15 protein-coding genes are annotated in these 20,628 nt (G+C 31.1%); 13 read left to right on the plus strand and 2 right to left on the minus strand.

All coding sequences use genetic code 11. The annotated features are described in order from the left end of the window. Positions 1–8: 8 nt before the first annotated feature. The 3 genes from CURI_RS01525 to CURI_RS01535 are packed head-to-tail and all read left to right on the plus strand — an operon-like array spanning position 9 to position 4,868. Positions 9–1,142, plus strand: coding sequence for an efflux RND transporter periplasmic adaptor subunit (locus CURI_RS01525; protein WP_014966523.1), 1,134 nt, complete (start codon positions 9–11; stop codon positions 1,140–1,142). After that, positions 1,142–4,270, plus strand: a complete 3,129-nt coding sequence (locus CURI_RS01530) for an efflux RND transporter permease subunit (protein WP_014966524.1) — start codon at positions 1,142–1,144, stop codon at positions 4,268–4,270. Before CURI_RS01525 ends, CURI_RS01530 begins: the two co-directional genes overlap by 1 nt. 16 nt (positions 4,271–4,286) lie before the next feature. Then, entirely contained in the window at positions 4,287–4,868 is a 582-nt protein-coding gene (locus CURI_RS01535) for a TetR/AcrR family transcriptional regulator (protein ID WP_014966525.1), read from the plus strand. 63 nt (positions 4,869–4,931) lie between these two features. Here CURI_RS01535 and CURI_RS01540 read toward each other — a convergent pair whose 3' ends face one another. Continuing rightward, positions 4,932–5,567, minus strand: coding sequence for a YidC/Oxa1 family membrane protein insertase (locus CURI_RS01540; RefSeq protein ID WP_014966526.1), 636 nt, complete (start codon positions 5,565–5,567; stop codon positions 4,932–4,934). A 50-nt stretch (positions 5,568–5,617) separates the two neighbouring features. Further along, positions 5,618–5,845 carry a hypothetical protein gene (locus CURI_RS01545; RefSeq protein ID WP_014966527.1) on the minus strand — a complete coding sequence of 76 codons (228 nt, stop codon included), beginning with the start codon at positions 5,843–5,845 and terminating at the stop codon, positions 5,618–5,620. Positions 5,846–6,110: 265 nt separating this feature from the next. On the opposite strand from CURI_RS01545, the gene CURI_RS01550 reads away from it, so the two are divergent. The 10 genes from CURI_RS01550 (at position 6,111) to CURI_RS01595 (ending at position 20,606) form a co-directional block, all read left to right on the plus strand. Then, the gene (locus CURI_RS01550) at positions 6,111–9,404 is read left to right on the plus strand and encodes a UvrD-helicase domain-containing protein (protein ID WP_014966528.1); all 3,294 of its coding nucleotides are present in this window, start codon (positions 6,111–6,113) and stop codon (positions 9,402–9,404) included. A gap of 178 nt (positions 9,405–9,582) precedes the next feature. Further along, a complete protein-coding gene (ligA, locus tag CURI_RS01555) occupies positions 9,583–11,589 on the plus strand; it encodes an NAD-dependent DNA ligase LigA (RefSeq protein ID WP_014966529.1) in 2,007 nt (668 codons plus the stop codon). Positions 11,590–11,617: 28 nt separating this feature from the next. Next, entirely contained in the window at positions 11,618–11,914 is a 297-nt protein-coding gene (gene gatC / locus CURI_RS01560) for an Asp-tRNA(Asn)/Glu-tRNA(Gln) amidotransferase subunit GatC (RefSeq protein WP_041701361.1), read from the plus strand. A 4-nt stretch (positions 11,915–11,918) separates the two neighbouring features. Then, on the plus strand, positions 11,919–13,235 hold the full coding sequence (locus CURI_RS01565) for an amidase family protein (protein ID WP_014966531.1): 1,317 nt from the start codon (positions 11,919–11,921) through the stop codon (positions 13,233–13,235). Positions 13,236–13,276: 41 nt separating this feature from the next. Continuing rightward, positions 13,277–14,701, plus strand: a complete 1,425-nt coding sequence (gene gatB, locus CURI_RS01570) for an Asp-tRNA(Asn)/Glu-tRNA(Gln) amidotransferase subunit GatB (RefSeq protein WP_014966532.1) — start codon at positions 13,277–13,279, stop codon at positions 14,699–14,701. Between the two features lie 305 nt (positions 14,702–15,006). Then, the gene (locus tag CURI_RS01575; protein ID WP_014966533.1) at positions 15,007–15,927 is read left to right on the plus strand and encodes an ABC transporter permease; all 921 of its coding nucleotides are present in this window, start codon (positions 15,007–15,009) and stop codon (positions 15,925–15,927) included. 16 nt (positions 15,928–15,943) lie between these two features. Beyond that, a complete protein-coding gene (locus tag CURI_RS01580) occupies positions 15,944–16,879 on the plus strand; it encodes an ABC transporter permease (RefSeq protein WP_420805139.1) in 936 nt (311 codons plus the stop codon). Between the two features lie 14 nt (positions 16,880–16,893). Continuing rightward, on the plus strand, positions 16,894–17,922 hold the full coding sequence (locus tag CURI_RS01585; protein ID WP_014966535.1) for an ABC transporter ATP-binding protein: 1,029 nt from the start codon (positions 16,894–16,896) through the stop codon (positions 17,920–17,922). After that, positions 17,912–18,874, plus strand: a complete 963-nt coding sequence (locus tag CURI_RS01590) for an ABC transporter ATP-binding protein (RefSeq protein WP_014966536.1) — start codon at positions 17,912–17,914, stop codon at positions 18,872–18,874. Before CURI_RS01585 ends, CURI_RS01590 begins: the two co-directional genes overlap by 11 nt. 58 nt (positions 18,875–18,932) lie before the next feature. Beyond that, positions 18,933–20,606: a peptide ABC transporter substrate-binding protein gene (locus CURI_RS01595; protein ID WP_014966537.1), complete on the plus strand. Its 1,674-nt coding sequence runs from the start codon at positions 18,933–18,935 to the stop codon at positions 20,604–20,606. Positions 20,607–20,628: the final 22 nt, after the last annotated feature.

The raw sequence follows: 20,628 nt of genomic DNA on the forward strand, positions 1-20,628 counted from the left end.
AACAAAATTTGAAGAGAATTGTATCGCTGATTCTGATAATAGCTTTAACTATGGGAATCCTATCTGGATGCAAAGAAAAAGCAAAAAAAACTAGTAGTGAAGCTGTTGAGCAGGAAAAATACATACCAGTTAATGTGGAAAATGTAGATGCTAGAACAATATCAGAAAAAACCACCTTTAGTGGTAAAATCATTCCTAATAAAGAAGTAATGGTGTTTCCTAAGATACCAGGAAAAGTTACTAGTTTGAATGCTGAGGTTGGTAAAACCGTAAGTGCGGGTTCAGTGCTTTTCACAATAGAGCAAGATGATATACAAAAACAAGTTGATCAAGCTAAGAAGTCAGTAGACATAGCATGGTCTAATTATGAAAAAGCTAAAGAACAAATAGACAACGCAAAAGTAAACTTTGAGAGAACGAAAGAGCTTTATGAAGAGGGAGCTATACCTAAATCACAATATGAGCAAGCAGAACTTGCAGCTTCTGACTCTACATTAAATACTATTAGGATTCAGTGTGAACAAGCAGAACTCGCATATAATCAGGCATTGGACTCTTTAAAAGATACAACGACGGTGGCTTCTATTGGTGGAGTGGTTTCAGCAGTAAATATAAATCAAGGTGAGATGGCATCAGGGGCACAACCAGCAGTGACTATAGTAGACGTTAGTAAACTATATGTTCAAATAGATGTACCTGAAAATATCATAAGTAAAGTATCTGTAGGACAAAAGGTGGACATAGAGGTTCCATCATCAGCTGAGAAAAAGTTAACTGGTGTAATTGAAGTAGTAAGTCCTACTACAGACCCTAGAACTCAACTATATCAAGTAAAAGTTCTTATAAATAATGATGGTAAAGCTATAAAGTCAGGGATGTTTGCTAAAGTATCTTTAAACACTTATTCCAAAGTAAATGTTACTGCAGTAAAGAGTGATGCAGTATTAGAAGATGGCGGAAAAACTTACGTATACTTACTTCAAGACAATAAAGCTGTAAGAAGAGATGTAAAAGTGGGATTTGATACAGGAGAATATATTGAAGTGGTAGAAGGACTTAAAAAAGGAGAGACTATCATAACAAAAGGGCAACAATACGTGGAAAATGGCTCTAAAGTAAAAGTCATTAGGGGTGAGGAATAATGAATTTATCTAAGATATCAGTTAATAAACCAGTAACTACTATAATGGTTGCCCTAATTGTAGTGATTCTTGGAGCTATATCTTTATCAAGATTACCTATAGATTTACTTCCTGAAATGGACATCCCTGTAAGTGTTGTAATGACTACATATGAAGGTGTTGGACCTCAAGAAATAGAAGAGCTCATTACTAAACCTCTAGAGAACTCAGTATCTACAGTGTCTAATATAAAGCAAGTAAGCTCTACATCTTCAGAGGGAGCTTCAATTATCATAGCAGAATTTACTCAAGGCACGGACATGGATTTTGCAGCATTAGAAATGAGAGAAAAGATTGACTTAGTAAAAGGATTTTTACCACAAGATGCTAAAGATCCAATGGTTATTAAAGTCGATCCTAACTCTATGCCAGTATTACAACTTGCTATTACAGGTAATGAAGACTTATCTGAGTTACAGACTATAGGTGAAGATACTATACAGCCTAGACTAGAAAGGATTGCAGGGGTTGCATCTGTAAGTATATCAGGTGGATATGAGAATCAGATAGAGATAATCGTAAATGAAGAAAGATTAAAAGGATATGGATTATCAATAGATAGTATATCTCAAGTTTTAAGAGCAGAGAACTTGAACTTACCGGGTGGAGAAGTGACGAAGGGTTCTCAGAAGCTTACGATTAGAACTAAAGGACAGTTCACTTCTTTAGATGAGATAAAAAATCTTTCTATTCCATTGTCAAGTGGTGGAGTAGTAGCTTTAAAAGATGTTTCTGAAGTAAATATGACTTACAAAGATATTAGTTCAATAGTTAAATCTGATGGTAAAAGAAGTATGAGTGTCTCAATACAAAAACAATCAGGAACTAATACTGTAAAAGTAGTAGAAGCTATACATGATGAAATAAAGAAACTTCAAAAAGATCTACCGGGTGTGAAAATAGATGTAGTTATGGATCAGTCAGTTTATATAAAAGATTCAATTAACAATGTAGTTGATAATGCTATATCTGGTGCTGTATTAGCTGTAGCTATACTATATTTATTTTTAAGAAACGTTAGATCAACGCTTGTAGTTGCTACATCAATACCTATGTCTATAATATGTACTTTCATACTTATGTACTTTAATGGTATAACTCTTAACCTAATGACCTTAGGGGGACTAGTATTAGGGATAGGTATGCTAGTTGACAATGCTATAGTTGTTCTTGAGAATATATATAGATTCAGAGAAGAGGGACATTCAAAGATAGAAGCAGCAGTGAAAGGTGCTGGCGAAGTTGGCATGGCAGTAATTGCATCAACTTTAACAACACTGGCAGTATTTCTTCCAATTGCCTTTGTGGATGGTATGGCAGCTGTTATGTTTAAAGAACTTGCGCTAACTATAAGTATGTCTTTAATAGCATCACTATTAGTATCGATAACTATAGTTCCGATGTTATCATCAAAGTTACTAGAAATTGATGAAACAAAAGAAAAAAAACGTCGTGGAATATTTAAAATATTAGGAATATTTGATTTCTTCCATGATATATTTGATAAGGTATTTGAAAAGGTAGAAAATATTTATAAGAGAATATTAAGATGGGCATTAAACCATAGAAAATCAACAATATTGATTGCATTAGGAATATTCCTAGGAACTATATCTTTGATTCCAGCTATAGGTATGGAGTTTTTTCCTAACATGGATCAAGGTGAATTTACGATAAATGTAAAATTACCAGAAGGGTCTGAACTGGATAAGACTGATAATATAGTACAGCAAATTGAAGGTCATCTTGAGAAAATAAAAGAAATAGATGCTATATTCTCTAGTGTAGGATCTTCCGGAAATCAAATGCAAATGGGAAGTAATGGATCTAATAATGGAACTATTAATGTAAGATTGAAAGATTTAAAAGATAGAAATAGGTCTGTAGATCAGGTAGCTGATGAAGCTAGAAATTTTGTTAAAGATATACCTGGAGCAGAAATAAGCGTTCAAGTAAGTTCTATGACTTCAGGATTTGGTGGAGGAAGTCCTGTTAATATAAAAATTAAAGGAGACAACTTAGACAAGCTTGAAATAATTGGAGAAGATGTAAAGGAAATAGTAGAATCTGTTGAAGGAACTAGAGAAGTTAAAAGTAGTATGGAAGAAGGAATACCAGAAGTTCAAATAGTAGTTAATAGAGAAAATGCTTCGCATTACGGACTAACAGCAGCACAAATTGCGTCATCAGTAAAAGGAAATATATCAGGACAATTAGCTACAAGATACAAATTAAATGAAGAGGAAATAGATGTATTTATAAAAGGGGACAGTATATATAAAGAGAGTATATCAAATTTAAGACAGTCATCTATAAATACACCACTTGGAATAACTATTCCTCTAGAGCAAGTTGCTAATGTAGTAATAGAAAAAGGTCCTATTACTATAGATAGAGAATCACAAGTAAGAACAATAAGTGTTTCAAGTCAAATAGTAGATAGAGATTTAGGAAGTATAACGAATGATATAGAAGAAAAACTATCAAAATATGATATGCCAGAAGGGTATACTTATGAATCGGGTGGAGAAAATAAAGAAATGATGGAATCATTTAAAAGTCTATTGTTAGCTTTACTTCTTGCACTTGTGCTAGTATACATGGTTATTGCTTCACAGTTTGAATCATTATTACATCCGTTTACTATAATGCTATCAGTACCACTTGCTTTTTCAGGTGGAGCTCTGGGGCTATTTGTAACTGGAAGATCTTTAAGTGTTCCAGCATTTATAGGGGTAATTACACTAGCCGGTGTAGTTGTTAATAATGCGATAGTTCTAATTGACTATATTGAAATTAGAAGAAAAAGTGGAGAGGAAAGACAAGAAGCCATTATAAATGCAGGGCCAATAAGACTTAGACCTATACTTATGACTACATTAACAACTGTTCTTGGTCTTATTCCAATGGCTTTAGGTATAGGAGATGGGGCTGAAGCAATGGCTCCAATGGCAACAGTAGTTGTAGGAGGATTAACTTTATCTACAGTTTTAACACTTGTATTTGTACCTGTTATGTATACTATGTTTGATGACTTAACTAAATTTATAAAAAGAAAGATATTTAGAAACAAGACAGTAGAAGCTTAGAGAGGGTGACCAATATATGTCTAATATAAAAGATAAAAGAAGCAGTATACTACAGGCATGTATTAAAGTATTCTCTCAAAAAGGATATCATAAGGCTACCATTGAGGATATCGCAAATGAAGCTGGTATAGGAAAAGGAACAGTTTATTTATATTTTTCAAGTAAAAAAGAATTATTTGAACAAATGATAGAATACTCTTTAGACAGATACTACAGTGGTATAAATGAAATATTACTAAAAGATATAACCATAAGAGAAAGATTAATAGAATTAGCAAAATTCCATCATAAATATTTATTGCAATATATTAATTTAGCTCATACAATGATTGGTCAATCAAGTCCAATATCTTCGGATAAAATAAAGTCTATGGCTAATATTAAAAGAGAGAGATTAAAAAATCTTTTATATAAGTTTATAGATGATGGTATTGCAAGCGGAGATATCAGAAGTGATATAAATAAAGAAATTGCATGGATATCTATTATGTCAACAATAAATCAATACTATGTAGATAAATTAAACTATAACAAAGAGTATTCAAGTGATATTGATCCTGTACAATTAGCAGACTTTTTAATGAAGTCAATATCCTAAAATAGAAAATAAGTCTCCGCAGTAAAAACGGAGACTTATTTTTATTTAATGCTATATAGAAAACTATATTTTTTGTAATCCCTTATTAAAAACTAACCTGTATATAATCTCTTCTAAAAGGGTTACTAGACTACTAGTTATAAAATATATTCCTAAGGCCACAGGGCTTCTAGACGTTAACATAATTGACATTATAAGAATACTTATTATGTTCTGTTTTAAAGATATATTTGGATTAGATAACTTTAAAAAACTTATATAGTTTAATAAAGAAGGTGCTATAGAAATTAAAGCATATATAATGGGAATTATATAATATGTGTCATAACTTTTTAAACTTGAGACCCATGGAACTAATATTGAGCCTGAATCTATATTTATGGCTTTAACAATTTTAAACAAACTCATTAGAATAGGTATTTGAAGTAAAATAGTGAAGCAACCAAATAAGCTTTTGCTATTTTCAGTATAATATTTACTTAGTTCTTCATTCATTTTCTTTTCGTCATTTTTATATTCTTCTTTTATCTTATTAATTCCATTTGAAAAATCACCTCGTTTAGACATAGATATCTTTTGCTTTATAGATAATGGAATTAATAAAAATTTTACAGAGATAGTTAGCAAAGCTATTGATAAACCCCAGTCGTTAGTAAAGGTAAATAATATATTTAAAATACTACTTAATAAATTAGACATAAAAATCTCCTCCTAAATTAATTTTGAGTAAGAAATATTATATCTAATAGTTAAGCTGGAAAATAAAAGCGCCAAATCTCATACTTTTCATACGGTATATAGTCCATCTTTTCTAGATATATATTGTAATTTAAGAATCTATTACTCTCTGCTTCATAGTTAATTATATTTTTAAATATAATTGGTGATTTCATAGAGCTTATTGCAATATATCCTATAGAAATAAAACATATATAGAACAGTATAAAACTTAGGAGATATAAGTATTCAAGGTTCATGGTAAAGTCTCCTTAAAAAATATTAGTTAACTATAAACTTACAAGTATTATATTACATATTGTAGCTGATAACAACGACATATAAAAGATATATTAGAGTAATAGACAGGAAAAGATAATTAAAAATAGAATGTATAAGTGGACTTAAATAATCTATAGTTAGTTAAATATAAATATAGAGTTAGAACAAATGTTTTTTAAAATGCAAAAATAGATAAAATTATATATAATATCATATATACGAGTTACGAAAGGAGAAAATCAAATGAATTTTCTAGATGGAATGAATGACAGACAAAAGGAAGCTGTACTTGCTACTGAGGGACCCCTTTTAGTCCTTGCAGGAGCAGGTAGTGGTAAAACTAGAGTGTTAACTTATAGAATAGCACACTTAATAGAAGAAAAAGGTGTAAGTCCTTATAGTATATTAACACTTACATTTACAAATAAAGCTGCTAATGAAATGAAAGAAAGAATAAAAAAACTTATAGGTGATAGAGTAGATGACGTATGGGCAGGAACTTTTCACTCTATCTGTGTGAGAATTTTAAGAAGAGATATAGATAAGATTGGATATGATAGAAGTTTTGTAATATATGATACTACAGATCAAAAAACTTTAGTTAAAGACTGTATAAAAGAAAAAGATCTGAATGAAAAAATGTATGATCCAAACTCAATGCTAAATTTTATAAGTTCTCAGAAAGACAAGCTTATTTCGCCAGAGATGTATATAAAGGAAAACGATGGAGATTTTAGAGAAAGACAAAAAGGAGAACTTTATGCGCTCTATCAGAAGAAACTCAAAGTAAATAATGCACTAGATTTTGATGATCTTATAGGGAAAACTATAGAGCTACTAAAAGATAATCCAGATGTATTAGAATACTACCAAAATAAGTTTAAATATATTCTTGTAGATGAGTACCAAGATACTAATAGAGCTCAATACACTTTAATAAGACTATTATCAGAAAGATATAAGAATATTTGCGTAGTTGGCGATGACGATCAATGCTTAGTTGAGGGCATGAAAGTTAACACTCCAAATGGTGAAATTCCTATAGAAAAGCTTTTAGAAAACGATAAAGTGTATTCTCCTTCTGGATGGGGAAAAGTTATGGAAGGAAGTATTAATAAAGTTATAAAAAAAGAATATAATGGATCTATAGTTAATATAAAAACTAAATCCGGAAAAGAGATAAAACTTACTCCAAATCATATAACTTTTGCTAAATTAAATCCTGAAGTAGGAATATATTATGTATATTTAATGTATAAGAAGGAATTAGGATATAGGATTGGACAAACTCAAGGGGTAAGATCTAAAAGAAAAGGCGATATCTGTAATGGATTAGCTGTTAGACTTAATCAGGAAAATGCAGACAAGATATGGATATTAAAAGTTTGTGAAAGCAAAGAAGATGCATCATATTATGAACAATTATATGCTTTCAAATACAATATACCTACAGTTTTATTCCATCCAAGATCAAGAAGAATTAACTTTAATCAAGAGTATATAAATCGTCTATATAGTGAGATAGATACTCACAATAACGTGATAAAACTTATGGAAGATTTAATGGTATTTGAAGAATACCCACATCATAGGGCAGGTGCTGTAATAAGAAATAATACCTTTAGAAGATTAGTAAAACTAACGTTTTTTGGAGGCAGAGTAACAGGGGAAGAATCAGGATGGCATAGTCATAGAATATGCTTGAATACTTCAGGGGAAGAATTAAGAGAAAAGGCAGAATCTTCAAAATTTCCAGTAAGAGATGGAAAAAGAGAAACATGGAGGGTAGAGACTGAAAGAAAAGATTATGATGAGATAAATGAATATGCTAAAAAGCTAATGGCTTTGCATGATGATTTAGAAGTAGATAGAAGGACTAAACTAACAGAAGATACAGCATTTAATTATATGCCGGCTTCTCATATAAAGCCTTCTATGAGTATTGCAGTACTTGAAGACAATAAAATAAAAGAGGACATAGTAGAAGAAGTTATTATAGAAGAATATAATGGATTCGTTTATGATATATCAGTGCCAAACTTTAGACAATATATATCTCAGGGAATAGTAGTTCATAACTCAATATATGGATGGAGAGGAGCAGATATAAGAAATATACTAGATTTCGAAAAAGACTATCCTCAATCTAAAACTATAAAATTAGAACAAAACTATCGTTCAACAAAAACTATATTAAATGCTGCGAATTCAGTTATAGGAAATAACTTAGGTAGAAAAGGAAAAGATCTGTGGACTTCTAATGAAGATGGTAACTGTATCAATATATATAATGCATCAGACGAGCATAGTGAGTCGCAATTCATAGTATCAAAGATAAAGGAAATAGTAGAAGAAAAAAGCTTAAATGACTTTGCTATACTTTATAGAACAAATGCCCAATCACGTGTAGTAGAGGAAAGTTTGATGAGATCCAATATACCTTATAGAATTGTAGGAGGATTAAAATTCTACGATAGAAAGGAAATAAAGGATATAGTAGCTTATCTAAGAGTTATTCAAAATCCTGTGGACAATATTAGTTTAAAAAGAATAATAAATACTCCTAAAAGAGGGATAGGTAAAACTACAATAGATAAAGTAGAGAGCTATAGTGTAGAAAAAGGGGAAAGCATGTATAGTGTTATGATAGATGCAGAAGAAATACCAGGGCTTTCTCAAAGAGCTGTTAATAACTTAAAAGACTTCATATCAAATATCGGAAAATTCATGGCTATGAAAGAATTATTAGGAGTAAAATCTTTGATAGAGAATGTAATAGATTCAACTGGATATATAAGAGAACTAGAACAAGAAGATACAATAGAAGCAAGAGGTAGAATAGAAAATATAGAAGAGTTCTTATCTGTTGCTATAGACTATGAAAATAGCAGTGAGGAAAGCAACTTAGAAGATTTTCTAGCTAATATATCACTTCTTTCAGATATAGATAGATTAGATGAAGAAGAAACAGATACAGTTACACTTATGACTCTACACAGTGCGAAAGGTCTTGAATTCCCAATAGTATTTATGGTCGGAATGGAGGAAGGTCTATTTCCTTCATCAAGAGCACTTACAGATGAAAATCAATTAGAAGAAGAGAGAAGACTTTGTTATGTAGGTATAACTAGAGCAGAACAAGAGCTTTTCATGACTTACTCTAACCAACGTATGCTATATGGAAAAACTAACTATAATATACCTTCGAGATTTTTAAGAGAGTTACCAGAAAACTTAGTTGAAGGTTGTAATAAAGATAAATCCATTATTAAAGATATAAATAAGGCGAGTAATATGGGAAGTACAAGTAGTAAATATTTTAAAGGATTTGCTATTGAATATAAAAAACCTGAACCTAAGAAAGTAAGTGGAGCGGGAAAAATAAGCACGGGTTCAAAAGTAAAGCATAAATCATGGGGAGTAGGAACTGTAGTACAAGTAAAAGGTGAAGGAGACAGTACCGAGGTAACTGTAGCATTTGAAAGTCAGGGAATTAAAAAGATTATGTTAGCCTATGCACCTATAGAAGTTATATAATGTAAATTTAAAAAGTTATTATTATAAATGAAGGAAGAATCTTGAGTGTACGATTAGTTTTATTATTTTTTAGAATCAGTGAACTTCTAGCGTTCATGAACTTATAAGGCTACTTAAGATTCTTCCTTATACTTTATATGAGATTATAAAAAAGATAATAGATAAAGAGGAGATAGAAATGGATACTAAGATATCTAGGATGAGAGAATTAATCGAAATATTAAATGATTTAAACTACCAATATTACACATTAGATAACCCAAAAGTTAGTGACAAGGAATATGATAAAATATATGACGAATTGGTCATGTTAGAAAAGGAGACAGCCACTGTACTTTCTGATTCTCCAACGCAAAGAGTTGGGGGAGAAGTTTTAGATAAATTTATCAAGCATAGACACTTAGGCAGTCTTTGGAGTTTAGATAAGAGTCAGAGCGTGGAAGAACTTAGAAGCTGGGATAATAGGGTAAAAAAGCTTATAGACCAATATAATTTGGAGTATGGAGAGCAGATACCATATCCAACATATGTTATGGAATATAAGTTTGATGGACTTACTATAAACCTTACATATGAAAATGGTGAACTAATACAAGGAGCTACTAGAGGAAATGGAATAGAGGGAGAGGCCATACTTCCCCAAATAAAAACTATAAGAAATATTCCACTAAGTATACCGTATAAAGATGGAACCATAGAAGTTCAAGGTGAAGGATTGATGCCTTTATCAGCGCTAGAAAAGTATAATGAAAAGGCACTTGAGCCTTTAAAAAATGCTAGAAATGCAGCTGCTGGAGCATTAAGAAATTTAGATCCAAAAGTAACGAGAGAAAGACATCTTATATCTTATATTTATAATGTTGGCTATTCAGACAATATAAGATTTGATAGTCATATAAATATGATGAACTTTTTAAAGGAAAATAAATTTCCTGTTAATGATTATTTGAAAGCGTATTCTAGCATAGAAGAAGTTATAAAAGAAATTGAAGGGATAAAGGAAAACATAAATAAACTAGATGTACTAACTGATGGGATAGTTATAAAGATAAATGATATAAGAACTAGAGAAATATTAGGATATACTCAAAGATTCCCAAGATGGGCAATTGCATATAAATTTGAGGCGGAAGAAGTAACTACTAAATTGCTAGGAATTGATTGGAACGTAGGAAGAACAGGGAAGGTAACTCCTACAGCTCTTTTAGAACCTGTGGATATAGGTGGAGTTACTGTAAAAAGAGCTACATTAAATAATTGGGACGATATACAAAGAAAAAAGGTAGCTTTAGGTTGTAGAGTTTGGATAAGAAGATCAAATGATGTTATACCTGAAATAATGGGAGCAGTAGAAGATTGTGAAAAACATGAAGAAATAATAAAACCAGAACATTGTCCTTACTGTGAAAGTGAACTTCAACATGAAGGAGTCCATTTGTTTTGCTCAAATTCATTATCATGTAAGCCACAATTAGTATCTAGACTAGTACACTTCGCTAGTAGGGACGCTATGAATATAGAAGGATTTAGTGAAAAAACAGCTAATCAACTATTTGAAGAGCTAGAGTTGAAAAATATATCGGATCTTTATGAATTAAAATATGAAGATTTAATCAACTTAGAAAGATTTGGACCTAAAAAAGCTCAAAACCTATTATATGCTATAGAAAAAAGTAAAGACTGTGCATTGGATTCATTTATATATTCACTAGGAATACCGAATGTAGGTAAGAAAACAGCTACTGAACTAGCTAATAATTTTAAGTCATTAGAAAATGTTATGAATGCAGAACATGAGGAACTTATACAAATACCGGATATAGGCGATATAGTAGCAGAAAGTATAGTAGAATTTTTCCACGATGATAAGATACATGAAAGTATAGAGAAACTATTGTCTGAGGGCTTGAAGATTAGCCATGAAGAGACTGAAATAATAAGAGAGGATAGTATATTTAATGGAAAAACAGTAGTAATAACAGGAACATTGGATGGTATTAGTAGGACAGAAGCAGGTGAAATAGTAACAAGATTAGGAGGCAAAGTAACAGGCAGTGTAAGTAAAAAGACAGATATAGTTATAGTAGGAGAAAATCCAGGATCTAAGGCTGAGAAAGCTGTTGAGTTAGGAATTAGAATAATTCAAAATGATGAGCTAAAACAGATAATAAGTGAAATTCAATAGATATGTGAAAGGAGTAACCACTTCTAATATGACTAAAGAAGATATAAAAAATTTAGCTCAAGTTGCTAAACTAGAGTTAAATGAAACAGAATTAGAAGAATATTATAAAGATTTCAATGATCTTTTAAAGAATATTGATAAAATCAAGGAAATTGATCTAGATAAAAAAATAGAAGATTGTAATGACAGATTTAATAATAGCGGAAATATGGAAGAATTTCTAAGAGAAGATAAAGTTTTAGAATCAATGAAAAGAGAAGATATTTTATCCAATACTATAGATGTAGAGAATGGATATATTAAGGTTCTAGCAAGAAAGGAGTAATAAATTGGATACCTTGATGAATAGTACTATATATAATTTAAAAGAAAAACTTATGAAAAGAGAAGTATCCTCAGTAGAAATAGTAAAACATTATTTATCTAAGATTGAGGTAAATAATGATAGAACTAAAGAGTTTATTACAATAAATAAACAAGAAGCAATATCAAATGCTAAAAAGTCCGATATGAAAATAAAAAATAGGGAAAACATAGGACTACTAGAAGGAATACCAGTATCTATAAAAGACAATATATCAGTAAAAGGTATGAAATTAACTTGTGGATCTAAACTGCTAAGAAATTTTATATCACCTTATGATGCTACATTAGTTAAAAGATTAAAAAATCAAGGTGCAATAATAATAGGAAAAACTAATATGAATGAATTTGACATACCATCACATGGGAGTTCAGCTCGTGATATTTCTAAATATAGTATTAACTCTAGTCAAACTCCACTTTTTATAGGCTCATTTACAGATGGGTCTATAGCTGATGCCTCAGGTTATTGGTTCAGACCCACATATGGACTTATCTCTAGGTATGGAGTAGTCCCTTACTCTAACACATTAGACTATATAATGACTAAAACTAAAGATGTAAAGGATTTAGGGTTAGTTCTAGATATATTATCAGGATATGATGAGTTAGACTCAACTTCAATAAAAACAGAAAAAATAGATTATATAAGCTTGTTTTCTGAAGATTCACTAAAAAAAATAGAGAATATGAAGATAGGATTACCTAAAGAATATTTTGATAGTGAGATAGGCAATAAGAAAAAAGAAAAAGTATTAAATATTGTACAAAATCTAGAGAAGTTAGGGGCAAAAATAGAAGAAATATCACTACCATATATAGAATACTCAGAACAATTATGTAAGATAATATCAAGTGCAGAGGCAAGCTCAAATTTATCTAGATTTGATGGTATAAGATACGGAACTAGGACAGAGAGCTATGAATCTATAGATGATTTAATAATAAAGACTAGAAGTGAAGGGTTAAGTAATGAAGTTAAAAAAAATATATTATTAGGAACTTACTTTTTGAGTTCATGTAATAATAATGATTATTACGATAGGGCTATTAAATTAAAAAATATGATAACGAAAGAAATTTATAATATATTCAATAAAATAGATGTAATTGTATGTCCTGGTGATAATATGAACTATACGAGTCTATCAGGAATACCGACAATATCTATTCCATGTGGAGATGTGAGTATGCAGATAACAGGCGATAAATTTAGAGAAAAAGAAATATTAAGAATAGCTTACTTATGCGATAAGCTCTTCACGAAGAATTTCAATAGCTAAGATATATTAAGCTTACCATAAAGAAGAGAGGATGAAAAATAATGAGTTATGAAGTATTAATAGGTCTTGAAATACATATAGAGCTAAAAACTAAAAGTAAGATATTTTGTAGATGCTCTACTGAATTTGGAAGAGAGCCAAATACTCAGACTTGTCCAGTATGTCTAGGGTTACCTGGGATACTTCCCATGCTCAATAAGAAAGTAGTAGAGTATGGTATAATGGCAGGATTAGCCTTGAATTGCAACATATCAGAAAAAATAGATATGGATAGAAAAAATTACTTTTATCCAGACTTAGTAAAAGGATTTCAAACTACTCAATACTTTAACCCATTATGCAAAGATGGATACATAGAACTAAATAGTGAAGACATAGATAAAAAAATAAGAATAAAGAGAATACATATAGAGGAAGATACAGGAAAAACAATATATGATGAAAAGGGAAACTTATACTTAGATTATAACAGAAGTGGAGTTCCCCTTATAGAAGTAGTAACTGAACCAGATATAAATTCTTCTAAAGAGTTACAACTTTTTCTAAATAAATTAAAGTCAATAATAGAGTATACTGAAATATCTGACTGTAAGATGGAAGAGGGATCACTTAGATGTGATGTAAATATTAATCTCATAGATAAAAATACTAATAAAAAGACTGAAATATCAGAACTCAAAAATTTGAACTCTTTTAGATCTATAATAAGAGCCACAGAATATGAGATAAATAGGCATACGCTTTTATTGAAAAACGGAGAAATAGGAAATAAAGAAACTAGAAGATGGGATGAAGGTGAAAGCAAAACTTATTTAATGAGAAAAAAAGATAGTGTAGAAAACTATATGTACTTCCATGAGGGTGATATAAAAGAAGTATTGGTAGATAAAGAATTAATATCTAATATAAGAAAGAAGTTACCAGAGTTTAGCTGGGAAAAAAAAGAGCGTTTTATTAAATATTACAATCTTCCAGAATACGATTCTGAAATATTAACTAATAATAAATATTTATCTGTACTATTTGAAAGCACGAATAAATATACAAATGACCCTAAGAGTACGAGCAATTGGATAATGGGAGATGTAATTAGAAGACTAAATGAAGACAATATAGACGTTTTGGATGTAAAATTTAAGCCAGAAGACTTAGCGGAACTTATAAATATGGTTAATAATAGAGAGATCAGTAATAACGCAGGTAAAAAGGTCTTAAAAGTAATGTTTGAAGAAAATAAAAAGCCAAGAGAAATAATAAATCGACTAGGATTATCTCAAATAAATGATGAGGAAAAACTAAAAGATATAGTAAAAGCAATTGTTTTAGAAAATGAACAATCAGTAGAAGAATACAGGAATGGAAAAGAAAGAGTATTGGGATTTTTAATAGGACAAGTAATGAAAGAAACTAAAGGAAAGGCTAATCCTAAAAAAGTAAATAAAATCTTATTATCGTATATCAATTGATGAATTATTATAAGTAATATTGAGAAAATATTAACGACATTATGTCATCAAATATATAAAAAACTATATCAAACGACAAAAAACGATAAAATATACTAAAAATATGAGTAAATATTCAGTAGTTAACATAAGGAAATTTTTAAAAGCTAAAAAAAGATTGACTGGCAATTATCAATATTATATCATTAAACTTAGTATGTTCTAAATTTATCTGTATGATTTAAATGTCATTTTTTAACTTTTATGATATGAAAAAGACATATAAATATGAAAAAATATAAAAAAAGACTTGGAGGTGTTTCAATGTGTTAAAGTATTCTCTTAAAAGAGGCGTAATATCTTTACTAACAATATGGGTTATTATAACTATAACTTTTTTTCTAATGCACTCAATACCTGGTGATCCTTTTACAGACCAGAAAAAGATACCACCAGAGATAATGGCGAATTTAGAGGCTAAATATGGGTTAGATAAGCCACTTATAGTTCAGTATGGTATTTACTTAAAAAATTTACTACAAGGTGACTTAGGAGATTCAATGAAGTATAAGTCAAGATCTGTAACAAGTATACTCACAACTGGATTTCCTGTATCGGCTAAATTAGGAGTTGTGTCAGCAGTTGTTGGAGCAGGTTTAGGAGTTGTAGGCGGTATAATAGCAGCACTTAATAGAGGGAAAAAGTTTGATTACTTTATAATAATTCTTGCAGTTATAGGGGTATCCGTACCCAGTTTCGTGTTCGCAGCACTATTTCAATACTGGTTTGGAAATAAGCTAGGATGGTTCCCGGTTGCTAGATGGGGAACAATAGCACACTATGTATTACCTGTAATGGCATTAGGATTTAGTATGGTAGCATATATAGCTAGAATGATGAGAACTAGTATGCTTGATGTTTTAGGGCAAGATTATATAAAAACTGCCAAAGCTAAAGGTCTTTCGCAAAGTAGCATAATAATAAAACATACTATCAGAAATGCAATATTACCTATCATAACTATACTTGGAGCACTTATAGCAGGAGTGGTTGTAGGATCATTCGTAATTGAATCAATATTCGCAATTCCTGGAATAGGTAAATACTATGTTCAAAGTATTCAGCAGAATGACTATACGCTTATATTAGGAACAACTGTATTCTACTCAACAATACTAGTAGTGATGATGTATGTAATAGATATAGTCTATGGATTGGTAGACCCTAGAATTAAACTAGATAAGTAATGGAAAGCAGGTGAAAATGGTGGAAAAGATTTCTAATATGAATTTGACTGAAGATATGTTTAAACCAGTTGAAAAAGATATCAAGGATTCTCAAAAAATAGTTAGAGCAAGTTTAACTTATTGGGCAGATGCCTGGAGAAGATTAAAAGAAAATAAATTAGCAATAGTGTCTTTAGCACTATTAATTGGTATAGTTGTTATGGCACTTATCGGATCTAAAATTAGACCGTTTGCTTATGACTATCAAGATTTTATGGTTATAAATCAAGCACCAAATTCAGTTCATTGGTTTGGAACTGATTCACTGGGAAGAGACCTTTTCGTAAGATGCTGGGAAGGGGCTAAAATATCACTATTTATAGGACTTGTAGCAGCAGTAATAAATGTTACCATAGGAATCATATATGGAGGAATAGCAGGATATCGTGGTGGATATGTAGACATCGTAATGATGCGTATAGTAGAAATAATTTACTCAATACCATCACTTTTATGGGTTATTTTATTAATGCTTATAATGGGACAAGGATTAGCTACAATAATAATTGCAATATCAATAACTGGATGGGGTGGAATGGCACGTCTAGTTAGAGGACAAGTATTACAGTTAAAACAAACAGAATATGTATTAGCGTCTCAAACATTAGGAGCAAGTTCATGGAGAATTATATTTAAGCACTTAATACCAAATGCTATGGGACCTATAATAATAAACTTAACTTTCCAAGTTCCAGATGCTATCTTTACAGAAGCATTCTTAAGTTATATAGGACTTGGAGTACCAGCGCCACTTGCAAGCTGGGGAACATTAGCTAACGAGGGAACATTAGCACTTACAATGTATCCTTATCAAATAGTTTTTCCAGCATTGTTAATAAGTTTAACTATGCTTGTATTTAATGTACTAGGAGACGGAATTAGGGATGCTCTAGATCCTAAGCTTAGAAAGTAGGGAGAAGAAAAATTATGGATAAAAAGTTACTAGATGTTAAAGATTTAGCAGTATCTTTTGAAACTTATGCTGGCGAGGTACAGTCAGTTAGAGGAACAAGCTTTTATGTAAATAAAGGAGAAACTCTAGCTATAGTAGGAGAATCAGGTTGTGGGAAATCGGTAACAGCTCAAACTATAATGAGACTTATACCTATGCCTCCAGGAAAAATAAAAAGTGGTTCTATAGAGTTTGAAGGAAAAGATTTAACTAAACTTACAGATAAAGCAATGGAATCAATACGAGGTAAGGATATAAGTATGATATTCCAAGATCCAATGACATCTCTAAATCCTACGATGAAAATTGGAAAACAGATAATGGAAGTTCTTATGAAACATCAGGACATGTCAAAGAAAGAGGCCAAAGAAAAAGCCATAGAAATGTTACGACTAGTAGGACTACCTACACCAGAAAAACGTGTAGAGCAATATCCTCATGAGTTTAGTGGGGGTATGAGACAAAGAGCTATGATAGCTATAGCACTAGCTTGTAATCCCAAACTTCTTATAGCGGACGAGCCAACAACGGCATTGGATGTTACTATTCAAGCTCAAATTATTGATCTTATGAGAGATTTACAGGAAAAATTAGATACTTCTATAATAATGATTACTCATGATTTAGGAGTAGTTGCCGATATAGCAGATAGAGTAGTAGTTATGTATGCAGGTGTTATTATAGAAACAGGAACTGTAAATGAATTGTTCTATAACCCACAGCATCCATATACTTGGGGACTATTAAAATCAGTTCCTAGACTAGATACTGAAGAGGGAGAGAGACTTATACCAATAGAGGGAACTCCTCCAGATTTAATAGCACCACCTAAAGGATGTCCATTTGCGTCTAGATGTGAACATGCTATGAAAGTATGTATAGATGCTTATCCTGAACAAACTAAAATTACAGATACCCATCATGTAAATTGTTGGTTAAAACATGAATTAGCCCCTAAGGTGACAAACCCTATAACCAAAGGAGGCCATAAAGATGAAAAATAAAGAAAAAATATTAATAGATATTAAGAATCTAAAGAAACACTTCAATGTAGGCAAAGGTCAGATACTAAAAGCAGTAGATGGTATAAACCTACAAATTAAAGAAGGGGAAACACTAGGACTTGTAGGTGAGTCAGGATGTGGAAAATCTACAGCGGGAAGAACTATCATAGGTCTTTATGAACCTACTGAGGGAGAAGTAATATTTGATGGAAAAAGTACTAGTAGGTTAAGTAGAGCAGAGAAAAAACAATTTACAAGAGAAGTTCAAATGATATTTCAGGATCCTTATGCGTCACTTAATCCAAGAATGACTGTAACAGACATCATAGGAGAAGGAATAGATATTCATAAATTATACTCCGGTGAGGCCAGACAAAAGAAGATATACGAACTATTAGAATTGGTTGGATTAAATAGGGAGCATGCGAATAGATATCCACATGAATTCAGTGGAGGACAAAGACAACGTATAGGTATAGCAAGAGCATTAGCCATAGAACCAAAACTTATAGTTTGTGATGAGCCTATATCTGCGCTAGATGTTTCTATACAAGCACAGGTTGTTAACTTATTAGAAGACTTACAAAAAGAGTTTGGACTAACATATATATTTATAGCCCATGACTTAAGTATGGTTAAACATATTTCAGACAGAATTGCAGTAATGTATCTTGGTAATATAGTAGAGCTTGCATCTAGTAATGAGCTTTATGATAATCCAAAACATCCTTATACACAAGCATTATTATCTGCGGTACCTATACCAGATCCAGAAGTGGAGAGAAGTAGAAGTAGGATAATGCTAGAAGGAGATGTACCAAGCCCAATTAATCCTCCAGAAGGATGTAAATTTAAAACAAGATGTAAGTATGTTAAAGATATTTGTGGTAAAGAAACACCAAAGCTTAGAGAAGTTTCGCCAGATCATTTTGTAGCATGTCATATATTATAGTTATTTAGGCTTAAATAAAACTAAGTCTTTAAATAAAAAATGGGAGGTATATAAAAAGATGAAATTTAAAAAGCTTCTATCACTAGGGCTAGTTTCTGTTCTATCACTTTCTATGGTATTAACAGGATGTGGGGGTAAAGATAACGGAACTGGTGATAAAAATCCATCTAAAGTAGAGACTGAATTAGCAGAGGAACAAGTAGTTAAAGTAAACTGGGAGACTGAACCACCAAGTTTAGACCCACAAATTTCTACAGACCAAGTATCAGGATGGATATTAAACAACATCTATGAAGGTCTTGTAAGAGTGGATAAAGACGGAAAAATCAAACAAGGATCAGGTTTAGCTAAAAGTTGGAAGGTAAATGAAGATGAAACTGTTTACACATTTACTTTAAGAGACGCACAGTGGTCAGACGGAACTCCAATAACTGCAGGAGACTTTGAATTTGCTTGGAAGAGAGCATTAGATCCAAAAGTAGCATCACAATATGCTGATCTATTCTACCATATTAAAGGTGGAGAAGACTTTAATACAGGAAAAACACCAGATGCTAGTCAGGTAGGAGTAAAAGCACTAGATGAAAAGACATTAGAAGTAACACTTGAAAGACCAACACCATTTTTCTTAAACTTAACTTCATATATAACTTTCTTACCAGTGCAAAAAGCTGCTGTGGAAAACTTTGGAGATAAATTTGCATCAGAACCAGATAAAATGGTATACTCAGGTCCATTTGTAATTAAAGAATGGACTAAAGAACAAAAGTTAACATTAGAGAAAAATCCAAAATACTGGGATGCTGCTAATGTTAAACTTGAAAGAATAGAAGGCGATATGATAACAGATGCTAATGGTATGGCTAATCTTTATGATACAGACGAGTTAGACGTAATGAGAGTTCCGCCTGTACTTGTAGATAAATATAAAGATAGCCCAGATTATCTAATAGAGCCAGATTCAGTAACATGGTATATGCAATATAATCTAGAAAACAAATATATGGCTAACAAAAATATAAGAGAAGCATTTGCTCTTTCTATAGATAAAAAGTCACTTGTTGATAATGTTCGAAGAGATGGTTCAATAGTTTCACAAGGACTAGTACCAGATAGTATTCAATCTAAACAGGGAGAAATGTTTGGGGAAGTTCGTGGTAATGCATTAAAAGATTATAATTATAATGCTAAAAAAGCTAAAGAATCATTTGAAAAAGGATTAAAAGAATTAGGTGTAACTAAAGAAGAATTAGAAAAAAATATTAGCTACTTAACAGAAGATAAACCAAATGCTATAAAAGAAGCTCAAGCATTACAACAAATGTGGAAGCAAGCATTAGGGGTAGAAGTTAAAATAGAAACTGTATCGTTTAAATTAAGATTAGATAGATATATAAGAAAAGACTTCTCAATGACTATGTCAGGTTGGGGTGCGGACTATGATGATCCAATGACGTTTATAAGTCTATTTGTTACAGGCGGAGGAAACAACTATGCTTCTTATTCAAGTCAAGAATATGATGCTTTAGTTAAAAAGGCTATAGAAAGTAGTGGAGATGAAAGAGTGAATACTATGATTGAGGCTGAGAAATTACTAGCTAAGGATTTACCAATATTCCCACTTTATCAAGCAACTAAACTATATCTTCAAAAAGATTATGTAAAAGGTGTAGAAAGACATGCTGCAGGAGCGGATATGAGCTTTAAAAATGCTTATGTAGTAAAACATTAATTTAATAAAATAAAAATTGAAA

The sequence above is a fragment of the Gottschalkia acidurici 9a genome, assembly GCF_000299355.1.
Taxonomy (GTDB): Bacteria; Bacillota; Clostridia; order Tissierellales; family Gottschalkiaceae; genus Gottschalkia; species Gottschalkia acidurici.